The 21,007-nt window shown below is 35.7% G+C and carries 15 protein-coding genes and 1 tRNA gene; 13 read left to right on the forward strand and 3 right to left on the reverse strand.

All coding sequences use genetic code 4. From position 1 onward, the window contains the following. The first annotated feature begins 2 nt into the window (after window positions 1-2). The 4 genes from EXC55_RS02760 to EXC55_RS03355 all read left to right on the forward strand — a co-directional run bounded on the left by EXC55_RS02760 (window position 3) and on the right by EXC55_RS03355 (window position 9,146). The gene (locus EXC55_RS02760; RefSeq protein WP_129623146.1) at window positions 3-6,290 is read left to right on the forward strand and encodes a lipoprotein 17-related variable surface protein; all 6,288 of its coding nucleotides are present in this window, start codon (window positions 3-5) and stop codon (window positions 6,288-6,290) included. Window positions 6,291-6,623: 333 nt separating this feature from the next. Continuing rightward, window positions 6,624-6,699 (forward strand) — tRNA-Thr (locus EXC55_RS02765). A 60-nt stretch (window positions 6,700-6,759) separates the two neighbouring features. Next, window positions 6,760-8,544, forward strand: coding sequence for an MATE family efflux transporter (locus EXC55_RS02770; protein ID WP_129623147.1), 1,785 nt, complete (start codon window positions 6,760-6,762; stop codon window positions 8,542-8,544). Window positions 8,545-9,023: 479 nt separating this feature from the next. After that, a complete protein-coding gene (locus EXC55_RS03355; protein ID WP_268809116.1) occupies window positions 9,024-9,146 on the forward strand; it encodes a hypothetical protein in 123 nt (40 codons plus the stop codon). Window positions 9,147-9,289: 143 nt separating this feature from the next. Here the strand turns inward: EXC55_RS03355 and EXC55_RS02775 are convergent, their stop codons facing one another. After that, entirely contained in the window at window positions 9,290-9,793 is a 504-nt protein-coding gene (locus EXC55_RS02775) for a redoxin family protein (protein WP_129623148.1), read from the reverse strand. 122 nt (window positions 9,794-9,915) lie between these two features. Further along, on the reverse strand, window positions 9,916-10,461 hold the full coding sequence (gene rsmD, locus EXC55_RS02780; RefSeq protein ID WP_129623149.1) for a 16S rRNA (guanine(966)-N(2))-methyltransferase RsmD: 546 nt from the start codon (window positions 10,459-10,461) through the stop codon (window positions 9,916-9,918). A gap of 57 nt (window positions 10,462-10,518) precedes the next feature. Here rsmD and EXC55_RS02785 point away from each other — a divergent pair, with 57 nt between their 5' ends. Both EXC55_RS02785 and EXC55_RS02790 read left to right on the forward strand, forming a co-directional pair. After that, window positions 10,519-11,106, forward strand: coding sequence for a peptide deformylase (locus EXC55_RS02785; protein ID WP_129623150.1), 588 nt, complete (start codon window positions 10,519-10,521; stop codon window positions 11,104-11,106). A gap of 1 nt (window position 11,107) precedes the next feature. Next, window positions 11,108-12,571, forward strand: a complete 1,464-nt coding sequence (locus EXC55_RS02790) for a cation:proton antiporter family protein (RefSeq protein ID WP_129623151.1) — start codon at window positions 11,108-11,110, stop codon at window positions 12,569-12,571. Window positions 12,572-12,696: 125 nt separating this feature from the next. Here the strand turns inward: EXC55_RS02790 and EXC55_RS02795 are convergent, their stop codons facing one another. Then, entirely contained in the window at window positions 12,697-13,596 is a 900-nt protein-coding gene (locus tag EXC55_RS02795) for a nucleotidyltransferase (RefSeq protein ID WP_129623152.1), read from the reverse strand. A 227-nt stretch (window positions 13,597-13,823) separates the two neighbouring features. On the opposite strand from EXC55_RS02795, the gene EXC55_RS02800 reads away from it, so the two are divergent. From EXC55_RS02800 to EXC55_RS02830, 7 genes are all read left to right on the forward strand, one after another. Beyond that, the gene (locus tag EXC55_RS02800) at window positions 13,824-14,300 is read left to right on the forward strand and encodes an LSm family protein (protein ID WP_129623153.1); all 477 of its coding nucleotides are present in this window, start codon (window positions 13,824-13,826) and stop codon (window positions 14,298-14,300) included. Window positions 14,301-14,316: 16 nt separating this feature from the next. Then, entirely contained in the window at window positions 14,317-15,930 is a 1,614-nt protein-coding gene (gene nusA / locus EXC55_RS02805) for a transcription termination/antitermination protein NusA (RefSeq protein WP_165001868.1), read from the forward strand. Then, complete coding sequence (locus tag EXC55_RS02810; protein ID WP_223211682.1) at window positions 15,911-16,201, forward strand: YlxR family protein; 291 nt, start codon at window positions 15,911-15,913, stop codon at window positions 16,199-16,201. Before nusA ends, EXC55_RS02810 begins: the two co-directional genes overlap by 20 nt. Beyond that, window positions 16,180-18,009, forward strand: coding sequence for a translation initiation factor IF-2 (gene infB, locus EXC55_RS02815; protein ID WP_129623155.1), 1,830 nt, complete (start codon window positions 16,180-16,182; stop codon window positions 18,007-18,009). The genes EXC55_RS02810 and infB overlap by 22 nt, the downstream gene beginning before the upstream one ends. A gap of 178 nt (window positions 18,010-18,187) precedes the next feature. Next, window positions 18,188-18,706: an adenine phosphoribosyltransferase gene (locus EXC55_RS02820; RefSeq protein ID WP_129623156.1), complete on the forward strand. Its 519-nt coding sequence runs from the start codon at window positions 18,188-18,190 to the stop codon at window positions 18,704-18,706. 171 nt (window positions 18,707-18,877) lie between these two features. Beyond that, complete coding sequence (locus tag EXC55_RS02825; protein WP_129623157.1) at window positions 18,878-20,092, forward strand: ECF transporter S component; 1,215 nt, start codon at window positions 18,878-18,880, stop codon at window positions 20,090-20,092. Beyond that, window positions 20,032-21,006, forward strand: a complete 975-nt coding sequence (locus tag EXC55_RS02830; protein WP_129623158.1) for a hypothetical protein — start codon at window positions 20,032-20,034, stop codon at window positions 21,004-21,006. Before EXC55_RS02825 ends, EXC55_RS02830 begins: the two co-directional genes overlap by 61 nt. Window position 21,007 lies beyond the last annotated feature (1 nt).

Raw genomic sequence — 21,007 nt, forward strand, 5'->3', positions numbered from 1 at the left:
TTATGAAACTAAAAAAGGCAGCCGTAGCCGTAATTGCAGCCGCAACAGTTCTAGGAACTGCAACTCCTGCTGGAGTTGTGACTTACGTTAAAACTAAACCATCAGCGCAAACTGGTGGAGAGGCACAAAATTCAAAAACTATTTCGGAAAAAGTTTTACTTACTGAAGTTACCAATTGGTTATCAGTTACCGATATTCGTATAACTTATGACAAGGAAAACACAAACACTTTCAATAGTCAACCAATTGAAATTAGCTTTACTGAAGCCCAACAAAACATAAGTTCGTTTAAACTTTGAGACTTTAGCGCTAATGCAGCAGGAACACAACTTGAAGTTCCTTTTGATAATATCACTGTACAAATTAGCTTAGATAATGATTTTAGCGTTCAAACTAAAGGTTCTGCTATTTTTAGTGTAAACCTCTATAAAACTAACTCACAGCAACTATTGGCGTCGAGAAGAATAATTGCTAATAACATTACTTTTGTTCCGGATACAAGTAGTATTCAACCAGTAGACCCAACTGTTGATGTTGATTCTGAACAACGTGTGAGACAACTCAACAACTTACTTGATAGGCTCACTGTCGTATTAAAGCCTGCTATCACTAGAGCAAACTTACTTCCTTCAGAAGCGCAAGCAGATGACTTTTTAGTAGGTATTAACGAAAATGAAACGTTAATTTTATTACCGGAGGGTCATTTTGACGACCAAGCAAAACCTGAGTTTCAATTTGAGCCTAGTGACGATGATGGCATACTCAATGTACAACTTGTTTTAGTTGATACTGTTGATACAACCAGACGCTCAAAGTCACAAACATATTCATTTACAGGTTTAAAAACTACTGCGAAAGTGACAAGTTTGAACTTACTAAGCGAAGCAATAATTGATTTTGCTGATAAAACTAGCAAAAGTCAAACCTTACCATCAGTTGCCATTGCGCAAAGTGATGCTTTCGAAGCTTACGATGTACATAACCAAGAACAAAAACTAGTATTACCAGCAGGTTTTAAGCTTGAATTTGCAAATTTAGTTCCTAACGATGTCAACGGTAGTGTGGCAGGATTGGTCAAAATTTGAAAAGAAGGTAATTTAGCAACCATGTCGGAAAAATCTTTCGTGGTTGGTGGTTTTCTTACTGAACACTACAAAAATTACCTTGAAATTAGTGATGAACTCAAAAAAATTGAAGTGAGATTAGTTAACGTCGCAACCACTTTGCCTTCACAAGTAACTTTGGAACAAGTTCAATTGTGAGATAAAGAACAAAATGCACCTTATCAACCAACAAATCCTCAAATTCAAATTGACAAAGAACTTGCAGACCAAAAAGATGATGATGGTTCACTACAAGTTGCACTTACTTTCACACTTGACGGTGCCCAAAAAACGCAGTTAGTACCCTTTACTAATTTGTACAATGTTGCTCATTTTGAACAAGATCAAATTGCCACTGCACTAACAAGTATTCAAGAAGTAGACGTTAATGCTGCTTTGTTAAACAAAAAAGATGTTTTACCTTCACAATTCATTCAACGAAGTGATGCTAGTCAAAAGTTTGTTTTCTACACTGATGCAGCTAAAACACAAGTATTTAATCAAGACACTTATAAAATACATATGACAGTAGAAACTGCCAACGACGATGGTGGTTTCATCACGCTAAGTTACTACCTTACTAAAGGCGAAACTTACAAATCTGCAACCAAACAAACCACTGTTTTAAAGTTTAAAAATAGCGCAAGCAATGAATTGCAACTCTTATTAAACGAAATCACTAGTCTTGATTATCTTGGCAAAGAAAGCCATGTGCTAGCTGCTGATGCAAGTGCTAACTTAGGTTCAAATCTTGATGTAAATAAACTTATTTTCTGAAATCAACAGCAACAACTCAGACCAGCAAGTGAGATTAACTTTAAATTTGCTCAGGTTGAACTTGACGCTGTGCACGGCACCATCAATGCGTTTTTAGTTGCTGAAAAAGATGGTAATAGCAAACAAAGTCAGATCAAGTACGCAATTAATGGTTTCTTAGGTTCGATCACCAGTGAACTTGTAACGAAGATGAACCAAATTAGTGCTGTAAGCTGAAGCAGTACTCAAGCTCAAACTGCTTTTCTCCCATCAGAAGTTGCTGCTAAAGCTGACTGAGCTAATTACTTAACTTTTACAGGTTTAGACCTTGCCGACAGCAACATTCAAACACAAACTCAATTCTTTAGCGCTGATGCTAATGGCACTTTACTGGTACGTTTAACTTTAAGCAAACAAGGTTTTACCTTTACTAAAGATTTTAGTTTAAGCGGTTTTCAAACTACGCAACAACGTAACACTCAAATCTTGTCAACCCTAATCAATAGTTTGACCATCGACTACAAAGATAAAGAAACTATTAACTGACTTGAAGGCGAAGAACAAAAACTCTTTGCAAAACAAAGATTTACTTTTACTACTCAAAGTGGGGATAATTCACAACAATTACAAAGTGAATTGTTTAGTAACTTCCAATTGTTAAGAACCAATGAGAGCAAAACTGAGGCGACTTTTCTCCTTACTTTTGCAGCTAATAATGTGCAAGCGCAAAGAGAAGTAACTATTAGTGGTTTCCCAAGTTTAGCGCAGTCACATCTTGCCTATGCAACTGCTAACTTAAACCAAGTAGACATTAATATAACTAACAGCCAAGCCAAAAGTCAACTTTTACCTTCGGCAGTAACATCACAAAATGTGCAACTGCTTACACTAACTAACCAAGATTTTGCTGTTGCCTATCCACAAGTACAAACAAGTATTAAGTCACTTAGTGCAAACAATCAAACTGGTCAATTGCAACTTACAGTTGAGCTCACTACAACACAAGCAGGTCAAAGCGCTACAACAACAAGAGTAATTGATGTAAATGGCTTCCAGACTCAAGCCCAAGCTGACCAAGCAATTTTAGCAGCTGTGTTTGATAATTATGTAGGTGTAACTTATAATGCGAGTGCACCAGCACAAAACAGCGCGTTACCTTCAGTAGTTGTTAATGAACACAGTAGTAGTTTAGCTTTGGTAAAAGCAAACTCAAGCCTAGCAGATGGTGCAGTGACAGTGACAACTACCTATGAAGCTAATGACAACTTAGGAACTGTGCTTGCAAACTTAAGTTTTAATTACCACGGTATAACCAAAACTAAAAAATTGTTGCTTGGTAACTTTCAAACTGCAGACCAAAACTTGCTTGATCGTGTGATGGCTAACATTGATGCCCTCGATTACGATAATAAGGCAAATCTTTTGCCAGCAAATGTTGACCAAACAAACATTAATTTGGTAATGCATGATGGTGCTGTGATTACACAACAACAGCTTTACAACAATTTTGGAATCACTATTAGTTGAACCAAAGACCAACCAGCCAGTCAACAAGGTACCTACACAACAAATTTTGTGCTCAAAAAAGATGATCAAGAATTAGTGCGTGCCAACGACCTCACCATCACTGGTTTTCTTACTTTAGCTGACTACTTAAACCGTGAAAAAGCACGAATTCAAGGCACGATTTACACTAATCCACAGAACCAAGATCTTACTAAGTTGAAGCCAAGTAGTGTTAGTGGCCACGCCAATGACTTTAAGTTGTTAGATGTTCTTGACAACGATTTTGTGCCAAGTGCGAATGTGAGTGTCACTAGAGAGATTACACCAGATGATACTAATGGTCTCTTGCGGATTACTACCATCTTGACTGCGAGTGTCCAAGATGGCGCTCAGGAGGCAAGTGCCAATGTACGTCTTAACGAAGATCTCACTGGTTTTGGCAAGGCGGCTGTACTTAACACTAACGATGTGCTAACTGAGTTAGCCAAAATCGAAACTGTTCATCTTATACTTGGGTCAAGCGTTAACAAAGCTACTACGCTTCCAAGCGAGATTGTACTAAGCGCTGACCAAATTAATGCAATCGACCCTGCTGGTATTGCGTATGTCCCAGCCAATGGTGTGACAATCGAAAAAATTGTACGTCCTAACGATGCCAAAGGTACACTAACTCCTTATGTGTGTTTGACTAAAGGCACGGTGGTAATTGAACGCGCATTCCCAGCTGTGACTGGCTTTAAAACTAACCAAGATGCACTTGATTACAAGACAGTGGAAAACTTACTCAACAAAATTAACTTTACTACCTGAATTTCAAAAGTTGACAATAGGGTGAAAGTACCAAATGTAATTTCCTTACAGGCTGCTACTAGCCCAAACCTTAAGCAGGAACTTTGGTTCTATGAAACTGACCATGACTTGACCACTAACCGTCCGCTTGACCTTACACTTGGTGGCAGGGCACAACACCAAATTACTAATGTAACTTACCTTATTGGTGCTGGTCAGCTTAGTTTTGACTTAGTAGTTAAACTCAACAATGTTGAGTTAACCAAACACTTTGACTTATTTGGCTTTAAAACCGCTACTGCTTACCTAGCCGAATTGCAAAGTCAAATCCGCACAGTTGCTTTTGAAGATCAATACGCTGCAGATCACTTTGTCCCTGCAGAAGCTGTAACGAAGCGTGATGCCTTTAAGTTCTACACTGCCCAAGGCAAAAATTGACTTGCAAGTCTGCCAACTTTTGTAACTTTTGACTGAAATGTTAAAACTAATGCCGACTCAAGTGAAGAAGGTTTAGTCGTGCTTGATTACAAACTTCAACTCACTGACACAGACGCAACAGTTTATGAGTCACCAGTTACTACCCAACTCTTACGTGGTTTTAAGACTCAAGCGCAAGTGATTGCTGAGCAAGAAGCACTCGAAAAACAAAATCTCATCGAAGAACTTAATGCTCTTGCTGCGGAATTGCACTTTGCTAGAACAGAAGCGCGTAGTAAAGTTCTTACCAACAAGCAAATGTTTGCTTCACAAGTTAACAAAGTAGATTGATGACAAAGTTATACCAGTGACAATGAAGTCTTTGAAACAGCTCACCAAGGCGTGACAGTTCGTGTTAATGCGATTAACCCAGATGACAACCGTGGTGAATTGCACTTTAGATACACTTTAATCCGTGACCATGCGAAGTATGGACTACTTAGTGTTGAATCTTCGTGGTTAGATGATACTTACTTAAAAGTCGATGAATTTAACCGCATTGTAAATCATGTGATTGCCTTTCACGGTGGTAGAGCTGTGTATGATGCCGAAGTAGACAACCGTTACTTTGAAGTGCGTACGCGAGGTCTTTCAGGTAACGAAGCTGCGCGTGCAATTACTGACGTAAACAACTTCTTAAACCTTGGTGACAATTACTTCACCTTTAGGTATGCCAAAACTGGTGCTGAGCAAGCGACTACTACTGTTGATTATAAAATCGGTAACTATAGTCGTACCCACACACAAAACTTCATTATTAACTATATCGATGATGATTGAGTCAAAAGTAAATTTAGATTAAACTGAAACGATGAAGCCAGAAATCCTGCCAGATTTGCTTTTGTACCAACTGACGAAGGAACTGGCAAAGCATTTATGCGTAAAGTAAACCTTAGCTGAGACTGAGTTGGTGAAAACCCCGGCAGAAACAACATTTGACTTTCTGGTAATAAAGATAGTTATTCATTCACAAGATATGGTCGTACGTGACAATTGCAAGCAAAAGTTCTTCCTTACACTCCTCAACAATTGATTAATGGTTGAATCACAATAGAAATTACCATTTATTCAACACAAGCTACTGACCAAGCAACTAAAAATAAACTAGGTATTAGTGAACGCACGAGTAACTGAAGATATGACTGAGGTAGTTTACTCGGTTTAAACAGACTCATGGACACTTTTATGTGATTTGATTCAGAGGCTGGTCGTTTTAAAAAAAGTACTGCTAGCAGCTATTTTTTTGATTATGTATATTGAGACCACGACACATATAAAGCAGAGAGACAATATATCTATGCAACTAAAGATTGATACAATTGAGGTACTTTTGGCCAAGGCAACTCTAAAAGAACGTCTTGAGGAAACCAGATACAAAACGACCTTGGCGAATGAAACTGAAAATTTGCAGATTATGTTAAAGATGGTGAACAGTCATTTAATTTGCAACAATTCATTGATAATTTTCCGTATAACGGTATAGCAGTTACCTGACGCAGTTGAACTCATACACAAGGTACCGGACTTAGCTATGCACGTTATACTCACTCTATTATTCGTTGAATTTCTCTAAATATTAATTACGCTGGTTACAGAAAGCACAAAGAGATTTATATGTCAACAAGAGACTATTACTACAATAATTTTGAGTGATCATAAGATTAATAATTTACGCCTAACGAGAGCAATAGTTTAAAACACAAATTTATTTTACAGTGTGTTTAGAAACTTGTTTTTGCCCCAACAAATTATCATTATGTTTCTATGCTTGTTAGTATAGAAACATTTTTTAAACAAAAACTAGATAAACGCTAGAGCACAAGCAATTTTGTGTTTGGTCTCAAACTTATTAAAGACTTCATTTTTGCTTGTACAAGTTTTGAATTTACTTACTTTACTTTCTATTTTATTTTAGAATAAAAAAATGTCCCGACAATACTAAAGAAAATTAATACTAGTTCTAAAATTTTCTTGTATAATACTTGAACTTAAGCCGTCATAGCTCAGCAGGTAGAGCACATCCATGGTAAGGATGGGGTCGCAGGTTCAAGTCCTGTTGTCGGCACCATTTGAGTTATCTCACCAACTAAACGTGTTTACACGTTTTTTATTTTGCAAAGGAGGTTTGATGCAACAAAACAAGGAGCAGAAATTGCAAAAAAGTCGAGATCGTGCTGAAGAACTTTTTGCTCACACGCCGATTCGTAAAGCGATTTGGATCGTTGCCGTACCATCTTTATTAATAACACTTATGATTGGTTTGTACTCATTTGTCGACCAAGTATTTATCCAACAATTTGTGCCTCGAACCAAAGTCGTAATGCGTCCAGGTGACGGAGTAGTCGCCAGTGAGCTTGGTGAACTTTCAGCTTATTTGCAAGGTTCATTTTACTCGGTTGAAAATTATCTAGACTTGCTGCAAAAGTACAACTCAATTAGTGGAGTGGCGCAAATTGTTCAAATTAACGCCAACTCGATTGTGTCAGCAACTAACGCTGGCGCTCAACCTATCTTAATTTTTTCAAACTCAATTGTGTTTTTAGTACCACTTGGTGCTTCAATTTACTACACAAAATGTTTGTCCAAAAAAATGCACAATGCTGCACGAAATATGTGAGCAACAATGTTTTGAGTAACAATTGCTTTATCATTAGTTGCAACCTTATTAGTAATTGTGTTTATTGTCTCGGGAATTTTTAAATTATTAGTTGGGCAAACTAAAATTGACCAAGCAGTTGCTTTGGCAAATGGTTTTACAACTTTCCAGGTTGAACAACTGCAAGCCTACTACAATGCGGCTTTCCAACTTAGCATTGATTGAGCTAAAGAGTTTACTTATGTGTATGCTAGTGGTACTGTTTTACAAGGCTTAGTAACTTTACTGTCATTCTTCATTCGCGCCGAAGGGTTTAACACTTACACCATGGGTGTGGGAATTGTGGCAAACCTTATCAACATTGCGCTTGACGCGCTCTTTATTATCGTGTTTCACCTTGGAATTTTAGGAGGAGCCTTAGCAACCTTAATCGGTTGAGCCTTCAATGTGTTTTGTTACGTAATTTACATTCAAAGCAAGCACAAAAAACAAGAAATGCTGATGTCTATGAACCAAGTGGTTCGTTTCAAATTTGCCAAAGAACTGCTCGCACCTACCTTTTTACTTGGGCTTGGCGGCTTTATTCGTTCGTTCGGTGTCTCATTTTCGTTCTTTGTGCTCAATATTTTGATTACCAAACCCAATTTTGCCGACCCAGGCCACTTTCAATTCTATTGAGCTAAGTCAACCCCAATTATTACTTTATTCTTAATTTCAGTTTTTGGAATTAGCGATGGTGCGCGGAGCTTGTTGCAATACAACTACACACGCCGCGATTTCAAAAGATGTAAAGAAGTTTATTTGTGAACTATCGTAGTGTCAATTACTTATGCTGTACTAGTTTACTTATTTATTTTAGGCACCGCTGGCAACTTGTGAGTTTTAGCCTTGAATGTTACCGAAAAAATGAGAGCGGCAACCGCACAATTTATACAAATTATGACACTTCGTATTGTTACTACATCGCTTTCAGTGTGTTCATTGTTGGCCTTTCAAGGCACTAACAACATTGAAAAGTCGTTGCTTGCTGCTGCACTTGAAAACTTTGTTTCATTCTTAATTATTATTCCACTTGGTTTTGGTTTTGCAATGTGAGCGTGAAATAGTAAAGGCGATAAGTATCTTGCTAATTGAATTTTAATGGGAACCTTCTTACTTAATTCTTTAATTGCTTCGACGACACTTTTACTTTTATCGCGTAGATATATTTACAAAGTCTTGCCAAAAATAAATGACCAAAAACTTTCCTGAAGCAGGAAAATCGAACACAAATTCTTTGAAAGTGCAATGCTTTACGAAGCTAAACAGGGTTATTAGTAATTTATATTCTGTTAAACAAAGTTTCATAACGAAACTTTGTTTTTATTAAACAGAAAAAAATTACACCAATAAATTGCATTGCGTTATATGCAGACTAAGAATGCAAAAAGATGACGAATTGCATAAATTGCATCATCAGTTATTGAAAACCGGTATTCTTATTATTCATTTTCAAAAGAAACTAACTGCAGAAAAAACTAATGAAATAAATGCTAAAGCATTTGTTTCCAGCAACACGCATAATGACAAGTGTTGATTAAAGAAATGATAAGTTACAACGATGACGTTTTTGTCTTTTACTTTGAATTTCAGCTAATTTTAGCAACCTAAGTGCATTATTTATTGTTTTATAGATCAAAATTTTAATAACGCCTTACTTTTAAATTTAACTATTAATGCTTTTTTCACAATCATCTAATTTATGCTAATAAAGAAACAAACAAGTTTTTTTCTGATTGAAAAATATAAAGATTTTAATGTTCAAACGCACAAACAATTTGGCAATAGAGTTAACTGCAAATGTAAGTTATGCTTTAGCGCAAAAAGTCTTCAAAGATTTTGAAACAAACAAGAAAATGGTTGCTAATTTAGAAATTTAACAATAACATAGGTCTAAACAACAAATTGTTACAAAAAAGTTTATCCAAATTATTTATAACTTCAAATTTAATAAATAGTACTTAAACATAGTCATAAATAAAAAACACACAAGCATTTTGTGTGTTTTTGATTTTTGAATTAGTTATTTGCTTAATTTCTTAAGTTCAGCTTCAAGTTTTGGAAAATCTGCTTGGCTTGAAACAACATCATTAATTTGTTTGTAAACGACTTTGTTGTCTTTATCTAAAATGAAAAGACCTCTTGCTAACAAGTGTAATTCGTTAATTAAAACACCAAGTTGTACCCCAACGTTTCTGTTGTAGTAGTCTGAATATAATTCAACTCTACCAGTTGGGTGTCCTGCTTTATATTCACCTAAAGCTGATGGTAAATCAACTGAAAAAGTGAAGAAGTCAAAATCTGTGTATTTTTCCGAAAGTTTACCAAGTTCTAAAACTTGTAAATCGCACACATTAGTGTTAATTGATGGGAATACACCCAAAACGGCAAATTCGTGGTTTCTTGCCACTTTTTCTTGTACAAAACCACCTGCTTTAGCTCCAACTAAGTTGATTTGTTGTCCTAATTCAGCTTCTTTCCCGTGCAAAGTAAGTGGTAAGTGACCTAAAGTAACTGTTCTTTCCATATTTTCTCCTTTTAAAAAAGTGTTGGATATATCAAAACTTTTCGTTTTAAATTATAGAATAAATGAATATTTGCGTACAAATTAATAGCAAAGTTGCACTTTTTGCCAATTGACTACAATTTTTAGTTATTTTGCGCTAAGTACAACACAAACACCTTACCATATTTTTTAGTATTGCGGACTAAGAGACCCTCTGGTACTTGTACCTGCATTTGGTCATTAGTTTCTACAATTACTAAACCATTTGTAGTTAAAAATTTGTTATCAACGATATTTTGTAACGCACTATTGAGTAATTCGTATCGTTCGTATGGTGGATCTAAGAAAATAATGTCAAATTCTTTACCACCCTTGGCTAGAAATGACAAAACATCTGTGTTAACAAGTTCTAAGTTATTGATTTTTAAATTCGCAACGTTAGTTTTAATTGCACTAAGAGCTTGCGGATGGTTTTCAACACAAACTGCTTTCATTGCTCCGTTGCTAATTGCTTCGAGTGCGAAGGCATCACTACCAGCAAATAAATCTAACACAAGCGCATTTGGCACTTGTGAACGAATAGAATTAAAAATTGCTTCACGCACGCGGTCAATTGTTGGCCTAGTAATACTTAAAGGAGGTTGTTCTAATTTGCGTGAGCGATGGATTCCTGAAATGATTCTAAGCATAGATTTATTATATATTAGATAAAATCCGTAACTAAGTTTTGATATATAATAAAACGCATGAAATATCAGATTAAGTTAGTTACTTTACCTAATCAAATTTTGCGCACCAAGTCGCAAGAGGTGCCTTGGCCTTTAACACCTGAAGATGAAGAGTTAGTCCAAAAAATGATTTATCATGTCGACTTAAGTCAACAAGAGGGTGATCATGGTCTGCAACCTGCTGTGGGTGTGGCCGCAATCCAGTATGGTATTCCCAAGCGTGTGTTTTACATTAACACTGGTGATGCTAACTACAATGGCACAACAGCATCACAAACATTAAGAGACGTTTTTATCAATCCTAAAATTATCGCTACAAGTGATGCTGACACCGCCTTAGCTAGTGGTGAAGGTTGCTTAAGTGTAAAACCAGATTGACCAAAACAAGATGGCTTAGTTCACCGCAAATATCGTGTGGTGGCTGAGGCTTATTCATATTTCGATAAACAATGAAAACGTTATGACTTAACAGGTTATCCCGCAATTGTCTTTCAACATGAATTCGACCATTGTGAAGGTAAATTGTTCATCGACCACATTCGCCAAAAAGGCGATGTGTGAGAAGCAAAACCTGACACAATTTTATTATTCCAAGAGGAGAAGTAGTATGAACGCATTTTTTAATTTCACTAGCAATGTTTCATTTTGATGACTTCCTCTTGTAGTCTTTTTTCTTACACTTGGTGTAGAGTTCGTTTGAGGTTTCTTTCTTGGTGGTAGAACTGCTTTAACTAGGAGTTTGAAAAACATTTTTATTTATGTTCTTGCCTTGGTTTTTGCAATTTTATTTACTAAATATCTTGCCGGTTTACTGATAACAAAGTTGTTAAATGCTTTCCATATAACCGTCGACTCGATGTCTTTACAATTTCACTCTTTGACAAGAAAATTAATTGTTTTCATTGCCTTCACAGTTGCCTTTGGTGTTTTTAGTTTCCTAGGCCAAATTATTTTCTGAATTGCCTTTCTAATTGTGCGTTCTTCACGTAACAAAAAACAAAAAGTTTCCAAGTTTAAACAATGAAAAAATGAAGTCAAAAACAGTAAAAAAGTTGTTTTCAATACGAACGAAGAATACGTTTTACACAATGCTAAAATTAAAAAACTTAAAGGTAAAATTTTCCGTTCACGCCTATTGGGTGGTGGTATTAGCTTATTAGCGGGTTTTCCTGTAGCAGTTTTAGCAACTAATGCAAGTTCATTTGTTAACCACACTGGTAGTTTTGTGCGCATTAATGACCAAATGTTAAAAGTGATGAGCTTTGGTACTATGGAAGGTATTAGTAAATATTCGCCAGCAGCGCAAGCAATTTATAATGGCGCAACAAATGTCGAACGACTTAAAAGTGGTTTTCAAGCAATTTTAGAACGCATTCAAAATAAAGCTAACTATGATTTAAGTAACATTCAAAGTTTGATTGATACCAAAATAAGTAATGGTCAATATGAAATTACTTTCTATCCTTACTTAGAAGATGATGCACAAAATAAAACTATAAGCCCGCAAGAGGCACAAAACATCGAGTTCGTGCAAAAAACAATGTCTTTATTAGCACAAACTCCTGAATCAACTAGTTTGCTCGAGACAGTTTTACTGGTGTTAAAATCACAACTGCAAAATATACGCCAAGAATTTAAAAAAGCTTTAGATGAATTAGCTGATACCATCGAAAAATTCACTTTAGATGTGACTGATATCAAATTTAAATTAGTTGACGAAACAAACTTTAATGCCGAAAAACCGAACATAAGTTTCACACAGTTTAAAGGTCAATCATACGCAAGCTTACGTAAAACTATTTACGAAGTGTTGCGTGATCCAGATGCTGAAGTGCCTAAAGGTAATGCAGGTAAACTTAAAGGTAGTCCTAATAGATATAACTACTTTATGTACAAAATTATTACTCAACTTATTTTCGGTTATGAACTTGAAAACGAACCAACAAGTGCGAATTCAAACTCAAGTACAAGTTTAAACCCAACTCCAACTCCAACTCCAAGCGCTAACGCGGACGAAAACTTACCTGATTCAATTCCCGACAATGCACTTGAGTTATTAAGTGGACTATAATAGTAAAGAATTAAAAAATTGCACACTAATGCAATTTTTTTATATTAAATTTTCAAAATTAAAAATATGTCTTTCAAAAATATTATCAACCAAATTAGTTTAAAAAATCGCAAATATACAAAAGACTATTTTGCTCATTTCTTTTCAACAATTCAAGCCATAATTCGTTTGATTTTACTACGTGTATAACGTTTCGACGTACAAGTATCAACAAATTTGTCGTAAGTAGCAATTTGCACGTTTTTAAGTAGTAAATTTTCGATTCCTTCACTAACTAAAGGTATCGTTTGTAACTTTGCGATAGGTGTTTTGGTTAAAATCTTTTGAAATTGACGATAAAACTTATCTGTGCGATCACGAAATTTGTTTGGCAAAGGTGAAAAGGGACTAAGATCACCTTTTTGTTTGATTAAAGCACGCAAAAAAGTGGCTGAAGCATAGTGCTCAGTTGTTTCTAGTGAATGAAACTCAACGTTACGCTTAATTGTGAATATATCTATAGGTAAGTTGTTTTCGAGAATATATTTAATATATTCCATGCCCAGAATATCATTTGGTTGTTCGAAGGCTTCGCCAAAAATATCTTTAGTTGCCAATGCATATGCTTTTGGATAACCTAATTTTTCTGCTTTAATATAATGCTTAATTTTTGTGTCAAGAGTCGCTTTATGTGTAATTATGTTTGCGGCTAACTGTTTCATTTTGGTAACATCGTTGCTTTCGCTACCAAAAACTAGTTTGTCCACGCCAGCAGCATAAAGTTTTTGTATGGCATTTTTCGCAAAAATATGTGCAGCTTGCACAGTTTCCTCAAAAGTAAGTGGTAAGACTTGGTCGACACCGTATTTTTTAGCGAATTTAACGCGTACTTTGTAAGGAACAACAATTATTTCGCCACGCTGAGAATATTTTTCGCTCATAACCACAATAATTTTTTCGTTAGGAAAATTACTTTTTATTCAATTTAATTGGCGAATGTGGCCATTATGAAATGGGTTATATTCAACTACAATACCGACTGCCATTTTACTTCCTTTGTGTGTTTTAACATTATGTTATAGACTCAAAACGTAAATTACTATTTGTGGTTTGAGTTATTTAGCTAATGATATTTTAGCTTACTTTTGGCGCTGCAAATCAAATTGTAAGAACTTAGTAACAAATAGTCATCATTGTGTTTATGTTATAATTTGTGCAATAGTAGTACAACGAGTTGCTTCTGGCAACTCTTTGTTATTTTATGAGGAGTAGTATGTTGTGAAAGAAATTGTTAGAAGATAAATTTGGAAGTGTAATCTCCAAAGTTGACGTTGTTTTCGACCAAACTCTTGGTTTGACTTTGCTACAAATTGTTCTTGATGTTCACGACTCCGAACAAGTAGTGATATGGACAAATCAAATTAATGATTTTTTAGAAACATATCGTTCAGAATTTAACTTTGAAGCTGTTGATGTACAATCCAAAGGCTTTCAAACAGTCTTTAGTGTGGAGGAAATGTCTGCCTGGTTTGAAAATACGCAAGATAGTGAGACGAAATGGTTGTTCCGTTTAAAACAAGCACACGAGAAACACGATTCTTACATTGGTCAAATTCTTGCAGTGGACACAGACTCGTTTACGGTACGTTGAAACAATAGGGGACAATTCCGGAAAACGCAATTACCTAAAAGTAAAATTCAAGATATTCACACCTACTTTTCACTCGATGAAGTTCCAACAATTAATTAAAAAATAAGGAATGGTTATGAAGAAAGAAAAAACTCCAGAACAAATTGAAAGAGAATATAGCAAAAAAATGTATGGAGCGATTAAAGCTTACAGTGATTCAATGAAACTACCATTAGAACAAATGGTAGAACTTTTTAGTGAAGAAATCACTAATATCATTAACAAAAAAATTGATCCTGAAGCTAACATCGTGCTTGAAATCGATCCTAAAAAAGAGCAAATTTTAACTTACAACACTAACACTTTGGTTGTTGAAGATGAAGCTTTTGATCCTGAAGATTATGCCCAAGCGATTTACAATGTGCCTTTAAGTAAAGCGCTCAAAGTAGACAAAAAAGCACAAGTTGATGATGAAATCAAAGTCCGTGTAAACTTAAGCTTGTTGTCAGAATCACCAAGTCCTGAGGTTAAACAAGTGTTGAAAATTGTGCAACAGTCATTAATTCAAAGAATTAAAACTTTCCAAAAAACTTTACTTTTCAATACTTATTCGCAAAAAATTGGTCAAAAAATTTATGTGGAATTTACTTCGAAAAATAAAGATGGTTCATGAAATGTCAAAATTTGTCAAGATGGAGCAACTGTATACTTACCTGCATCAATGATTAGTGCTAAACGGAAAGTACAACCAGGTTACAAGTGTGATGTAATTATTGAAGAAGTTGATGAGTTTTCAAAATTAAGTCAAATTAAAGTTTCACTTGATTCACCTGCAATGGTGCGCACTGAATTGATAGAGAATATTCCTGAACTTAACCAAGGCTTAATTGAAATTGTTGGTGTATTCCGTCGTCCGGGGGAAAGAACCAAGGTGGCTGTCAAAAAAGCTGACGCAACCACAGTTGATTTTGACTTGTATGGTGCTTTAATTGGGCCAGGTGGACAAAGAATTAACAATATTTCGAAAAAGTTAGATGGTGAAAAATTAGATATTGTGCAGTGAAGTCCAGAAATTAAAACTTACGTGGCCAATGCAATGTCGCCAAGTAATGTAGTTGATGTGATTGCAAAAAATCCTAATGATGACAATCCACGCCAATTTTATGTGATTGTGCCAAACCAAGACTTAACTCCTGCAATTGGGAAAAAAGGTATTAATGTTTTATTAGCTTCGAGTTTGACACGCACCCAACTGGATGTGCTTTCAGTGCAACAAGCTGAGGAAAAAGGTTTAGTCTTCGATCATAGTAAACTTGAACAATTGACTCAAAGTGGTGCGCGCCGCAATGTTGGCCGCAAAAAGTTGGAAAATGTCAAAACCAACAAGACACGTACCAAAAACCCATCTCCTTTCCAGGAACTCAAAGTTGATATGAGTTCTTTTGACAAAGATGTGGCTGCTTTTGAACTTGAAGAACAAGAAACTTTCAACACTAGTCAAAACCTTGACTTCGAAGAATTATTCAACAAGTTTACTGAAACTGAAGCTAATGAAGAACTTACAGAAGTTAAAGAAGAACAACCAGTTCCTCCAGTTGCAACAGTTGTAAAAGAAACTAAAAAAGATGTTGAGAATTACAAACGAGCTAAGAAAGCACTGGAAAACTTCCAGGTTGATAATGACCTAGCCAACTTTGGTCTTGACGAAGAACTTGATTTTAGTGACTTTGATGATGAAGACTGAAACTAGACGCAAGTGTTTTATTTCTGGTGAATTTCATAGTACAAGAGATTTGCTACGCTTTAATTACACCAAAACAACTGGGGAAATTGTGCTTGATGTCAACAACCAACTAAAAGGACGGGGAGTTTACTTTTTTCCCACTGCGGAAAATTGAAATAAAATCGTCAAAACTAAGGGCCTCAACCGCATTTTTCGCACTAATGTCGCAAAAGAAATTTACACCACAATCGATGAAGAGTTAAAGGAGTTAAATCTATGAGTAAAATTAAAAGATTAAGTAATACAGAAGCTGTCAAAGCACAATTATCAAATACCAAAACAGAAGTTAAAAACGGTGTGTTTATTTTTACTAACAAAATGCCGCTGGGTGAATTTGCAAACAAAATTAAACTTAGCGCCAACGAACTCATCAAGTATTTTATGCTTAAACGGAAGATGTACCAAATTAACCATGTGCTTGAAGAAGAAGAAATTGCTGAAGTGTGTATGGAACATGGTCTTGACTTCCGGAAGGAACAAAATGTTGATGCTGGGAACTTTTTAAACGAAGTTAAATTTGAAGATGATCCTAAACTGCTTACCAAACGGCCACCAGTAGTCACCGTGATGGGACACGTTGACCATGGAAAAACAACTTTAGTTGACTACATTCGTAAAACTAAAGTTGCTCAGAGTGAATCATCAGGCATTACTCAACACACTGGCGCTTACCAAGCTTCACACCAAAATAACAAAATAACCTTTATCGATACTCCTGGCCACGAAGCCTTTTCACAAATGAGATCGCGTGGTGCGAAAATTACTGACTTAATTATTCTTGTGGTTGCTGCCGATGATGGTGTGATGCCACAAACTAAAGAAGCCATTCAGTTAGCTCTTGATTTGAATGTACCAGTTGTTGTGTTTGTTAACAAAATGGACAAACCAAACAAAAACATTGACAAAATTAAAAATGAATTGCTTGCCGCTGGACTTGTGACTGAAGAATACGGTGGTAATGTCCCAATGATCTATGGTTCTGCTAAGTTAGGTGATGGTGTTGACTCGTTACTTGAACAGATTTTACTTTCAACTGATATCTTAGAACTTAAAGCTAATAAAAACAGATATCCTTATGGCACAGTGGTAGAAAGCAAAATTGACCGTGGTGTTGGCGCTACTGCAACCTTACTCATTGAAAGTGGTACCTTGTACCGCGGTGACTTTATTGTGGCTGGTTCAGCCTATGGTCGTGTGAAAAATTTAATTAGTTCTTCAACTGGACAAGCCATTGAAGAAGCAACACCAGGAATGCCAGTTGTAATTACCGGACTTAATGTGGCTCCTTTTGCTGGTGAAAGATTCATTGCTTTTGAAGATGAAAAATTTGCTAAAAAACTTGCCCAAGAAAAAGCACAAATTGACAAAAATAAATTGCTTTTCAACAAAAGTTCGCAACCACAAAATGGTGATGAAACAAGAAAAATTATTAACATTATTATCAGGTCAGACGTGCAAGGAACTGCCGAAGCTCTGAGAGAAGCATTACACGACATGCATAATGATGAAGCAGTTATTCATGTTTTAAGTGCTCAAGCTGGTGAAGTTTCTAATAATGACCTGTTAATTGCGCAAACGTCAAATGCGTTAGTAATTAATTTCAACCAAAAACCATCAGTAAACATTAAACAAAGTGCAAAGCAACTCAAAGTTAAACTTGCTTACTATAATGTTTTATTTAAAGCAACTGAAGATATGCAAGCTTTACTCGATGCTCAACGTACAGTGGTATACGAAGAGAAGAAAATTGGTACAGCTGTAGTAATTAAACTCTTCAAATACTCAAAAGTTGGTATTATTGCCGGCTGTATGATGGAAGATGGCGTGGTGAAAGCACACTCTAAAGTTAAAGTGCTCCGTCGAAAAAAAATTGTGCATGATGGAGTGATTGATTCACTTCGTCGTGAATTAAATGATGTCAAAGAAGTGGAAACTGGTAAAGATTTTGGAACACACATTCATAAATTTGACGGTGTGCAACTAGATGACATTCTCGAATTTTATGAAGATGTACCTGTACCATTTAAATCTTCTGCTAAAAAATAATGATTTTTTGAATAATGCTACAACATAGACAAATTGGAAAAATTTAAATAAATTTTCGTTGTGATTTAATTCAAGCAAAAAACTTTTACAAAAAGGACACAAAATAAAAACTAAGTTTACTAATTTGTCTATGTCATAGTGTTATTTGCTATTTTTACTTTGAAATTTAAGGATAATTGTGAATTACGAAAAATATATTAGAACTGTTTACGACTTTCCAACCCCTGGAGTGGAATTTAAAGACATTTCACCTTTACTTTTTGACGCTGATGCCTTTCACCAAGCGATCGAAGAAATGGCCGCGGCGTGCAAAGATTGTGATGTTATTATTGGCGCTGACGCCCGTGGGTTTGTCTTTGGTGCTGCCATTGCGCTTCGACTCAAAAAACCATTCCTTATGGCACGGAAAAAACACAAACTTCCAGGTGATGTGGTAACTATTGAATATGGTTTGGAATATGGTAAAAACACATTAGAACTACAAACTGGTTTCTTACAACCTGGCCAAAAAGTAGCAGTGTGTGATGATGTTTTAGCGACCGGTGGCACGAACGAAGCAGTAGTTCGTTTAGCTGAACAAAATGGCGCTAAAGTTGAAAAAGTGGTAGTGCTAGTTGAACTTGCTTACTTAGACGGACGTAAACGTCTTGAAGACCAGGGTTACCAAGTTCACTCACTAGTTCAATATCACCAGTAACAGTTGAATTTGTAAAGACCTAAGCTTTACATATTTTTTATATATTTTTTATTAATTTAGATATATTTAAAATATAGATACTTATATATTAAATAAAATAAGTTAAAATTTATTATCAATATGCAGATTCTTGCTGCACAAAATTTTATTATTCTGAAGGAGTTTGCTTGAATGGCACAAGAACTAGGTATTAAAACTCAAGACAACGCCGAGATACGTAAGCGCAAAAAGCACAAACGAGCGAGCAAACTTGGGCTTAATTCATTCACAATTCAACGGTTAGTTTTCATCGCAACCTACTTTGCATTGTTCCTAATTTCTGGTTTTACCATTTATTTTGGTTACATTCCACTAGCAACCACAACGTTAACTTACTTACCAGTCATTTTGGTTGTTGCTACAGTTCACTTAGGAGTTGTGGGAGCGCTTTGTTCTGGATTGTTCTTTGGTATTAGTTCCTTTATTGCGGCTATGCTTGTAGGTGCGATAGCTTATCAAATGCCAGATATTTCCATTTTGTCCAGGGTTTTACTTGGTGTAGCAGTAGCTGGTATTTACAAAGCACTTAAGGCTGACCGCAAGATGGCATTGTGAAAATTTATGGTGATGTCCGTAAGCGCAACTATTCTTAACATTGCCTTCGTACTCACGATTCGTTACATTCATAATTCCATTGCTGAAATTAAGGGAACCTTGCCAATCATAGAGTGAATTATCACACACCCAGTGACCTTAATTGCTGAGCCATTAATGGCAATACTCTTTAGTATTTTGCTCTACCACCTGGTGATGTATCTAAGGAAAAAATATTTGCACAAAAAAGAGCTAATTTATGGCGCTCAAGAAGCCAAAAGTGAGGTAGTTACTATGTCTAACCAAAACGAAGAATTATTAACAACTCAAAGCGAAACAGGTGTGCCTGCACCAACCAAATCAAAAAAAGAACTTAAACAAATCGCAAAACAAGCTGCTAAAGACGCTAAAGCTGAACGGAAAGCTAAGAAAGCCAAACAAAAACAGCAAGAGGCACCGGTTGAAGCTAATGTTGGTGATGAACTCAACGCGTCAGTTTCAAATGAAGTAAACGCTGATGAAAACGACCAAGTAGTAACCAAAAAACCACCAAAGCTGACAAAAAAGTTGCTAAAGCCGAACGTAAAGCCCAAAAACAAGCACGTAAAACTGCTGACAAAACACAAAACGCCACTCCAACTGCTGCTGAAGAACCACAAGAAGTTAAACCAAGTGTACGTCAACTGCGGAAAGCAAAACGTAAAGAAGAACGGATTCAAAAACGTATTAAACGTCAATCTGACTTCGAGTTTATGAGCGATGATGAGGCTTTACTTTGAGAAAAACCGACGCTTGAACAAATTCGTGACTTAAGAACTCGGAAAACTAACTTTTTAAGTTGATTTTTAATTATTTTGGGCTCAGCTGCAATTGTAGCGCCAGCCATTGCTTTAACAGACCACTATGTTGCCATTGCTAAAACTAAACAAGCTGACAACAAAGTGCTTGCTGACTATCAACAAGCGCAAAAAGAGCAAGAATACTACAATAGATATAACGAATTTCTTTTAGAAGCAAAACTTGAAACAGAAAGTGATCCCGAAATTCTTGCAAACCAACAAAGCGTGACTTTGTATGAAAAATTAATGTTCATTCAAGATTACCTTAAGCTTAAATTTAATATCCGTTCGACTTTACCTGTGGCTTATAACATTGCATCTGGAGTAATTCCAATTACCATTGATAATTTAGATAAAGTAACTGAAGCTAACTTCCACATTACGGTTAGAAACTACCTTGAAATTATTGCTAAGGAACTAACTAATGTAACTCAAGTTTATGACATTAAACCCGTTGTAGCCTCAGCTTTAGATGAAAGTCAGCGTGAATATAAAGAAAAATATGCAAGTTATAGCACTACAGCTGTATCACAACTACAATCTGTTAAAACTTTTGAAACACAATTACGTCAACGTTTAATGTCTACTATTGGTTCAAGTGATATCATTTTCTCAATATTCAGAACTAAACTTAATGTTTATGATAAATATGTTGTGTTAGCTAAACAAGGTATCAGCGGTTTTGAAGCACGTATTGCCAATGGCGAAACGCTCACTCCTGACGAAAATTCACTTAAACAAAATTACGAAAAAATCGTAACTTTGTGAACAAATATAAACAAGGAACTAACTAGTTTAGAAAAGAATTTAAACGACGCAGCAACTGCTTATAGCAACGATTTACTTGTTCACTTCTTCGAAGCAATGACTAAAAAACTACCCGCTTAAT

The sequence above is a fragment of the Mycoplasmopsis columbinasalis genome, from assembly GCF_900660705.1.
Classification (GTDB): Bacteria; Bacillota_I; Bacilli_A; order Mycoplasmatales; family Metamycoplasmataceae; genus Mycoplasmopsis; species Mycoplasmopsis columbinasalis.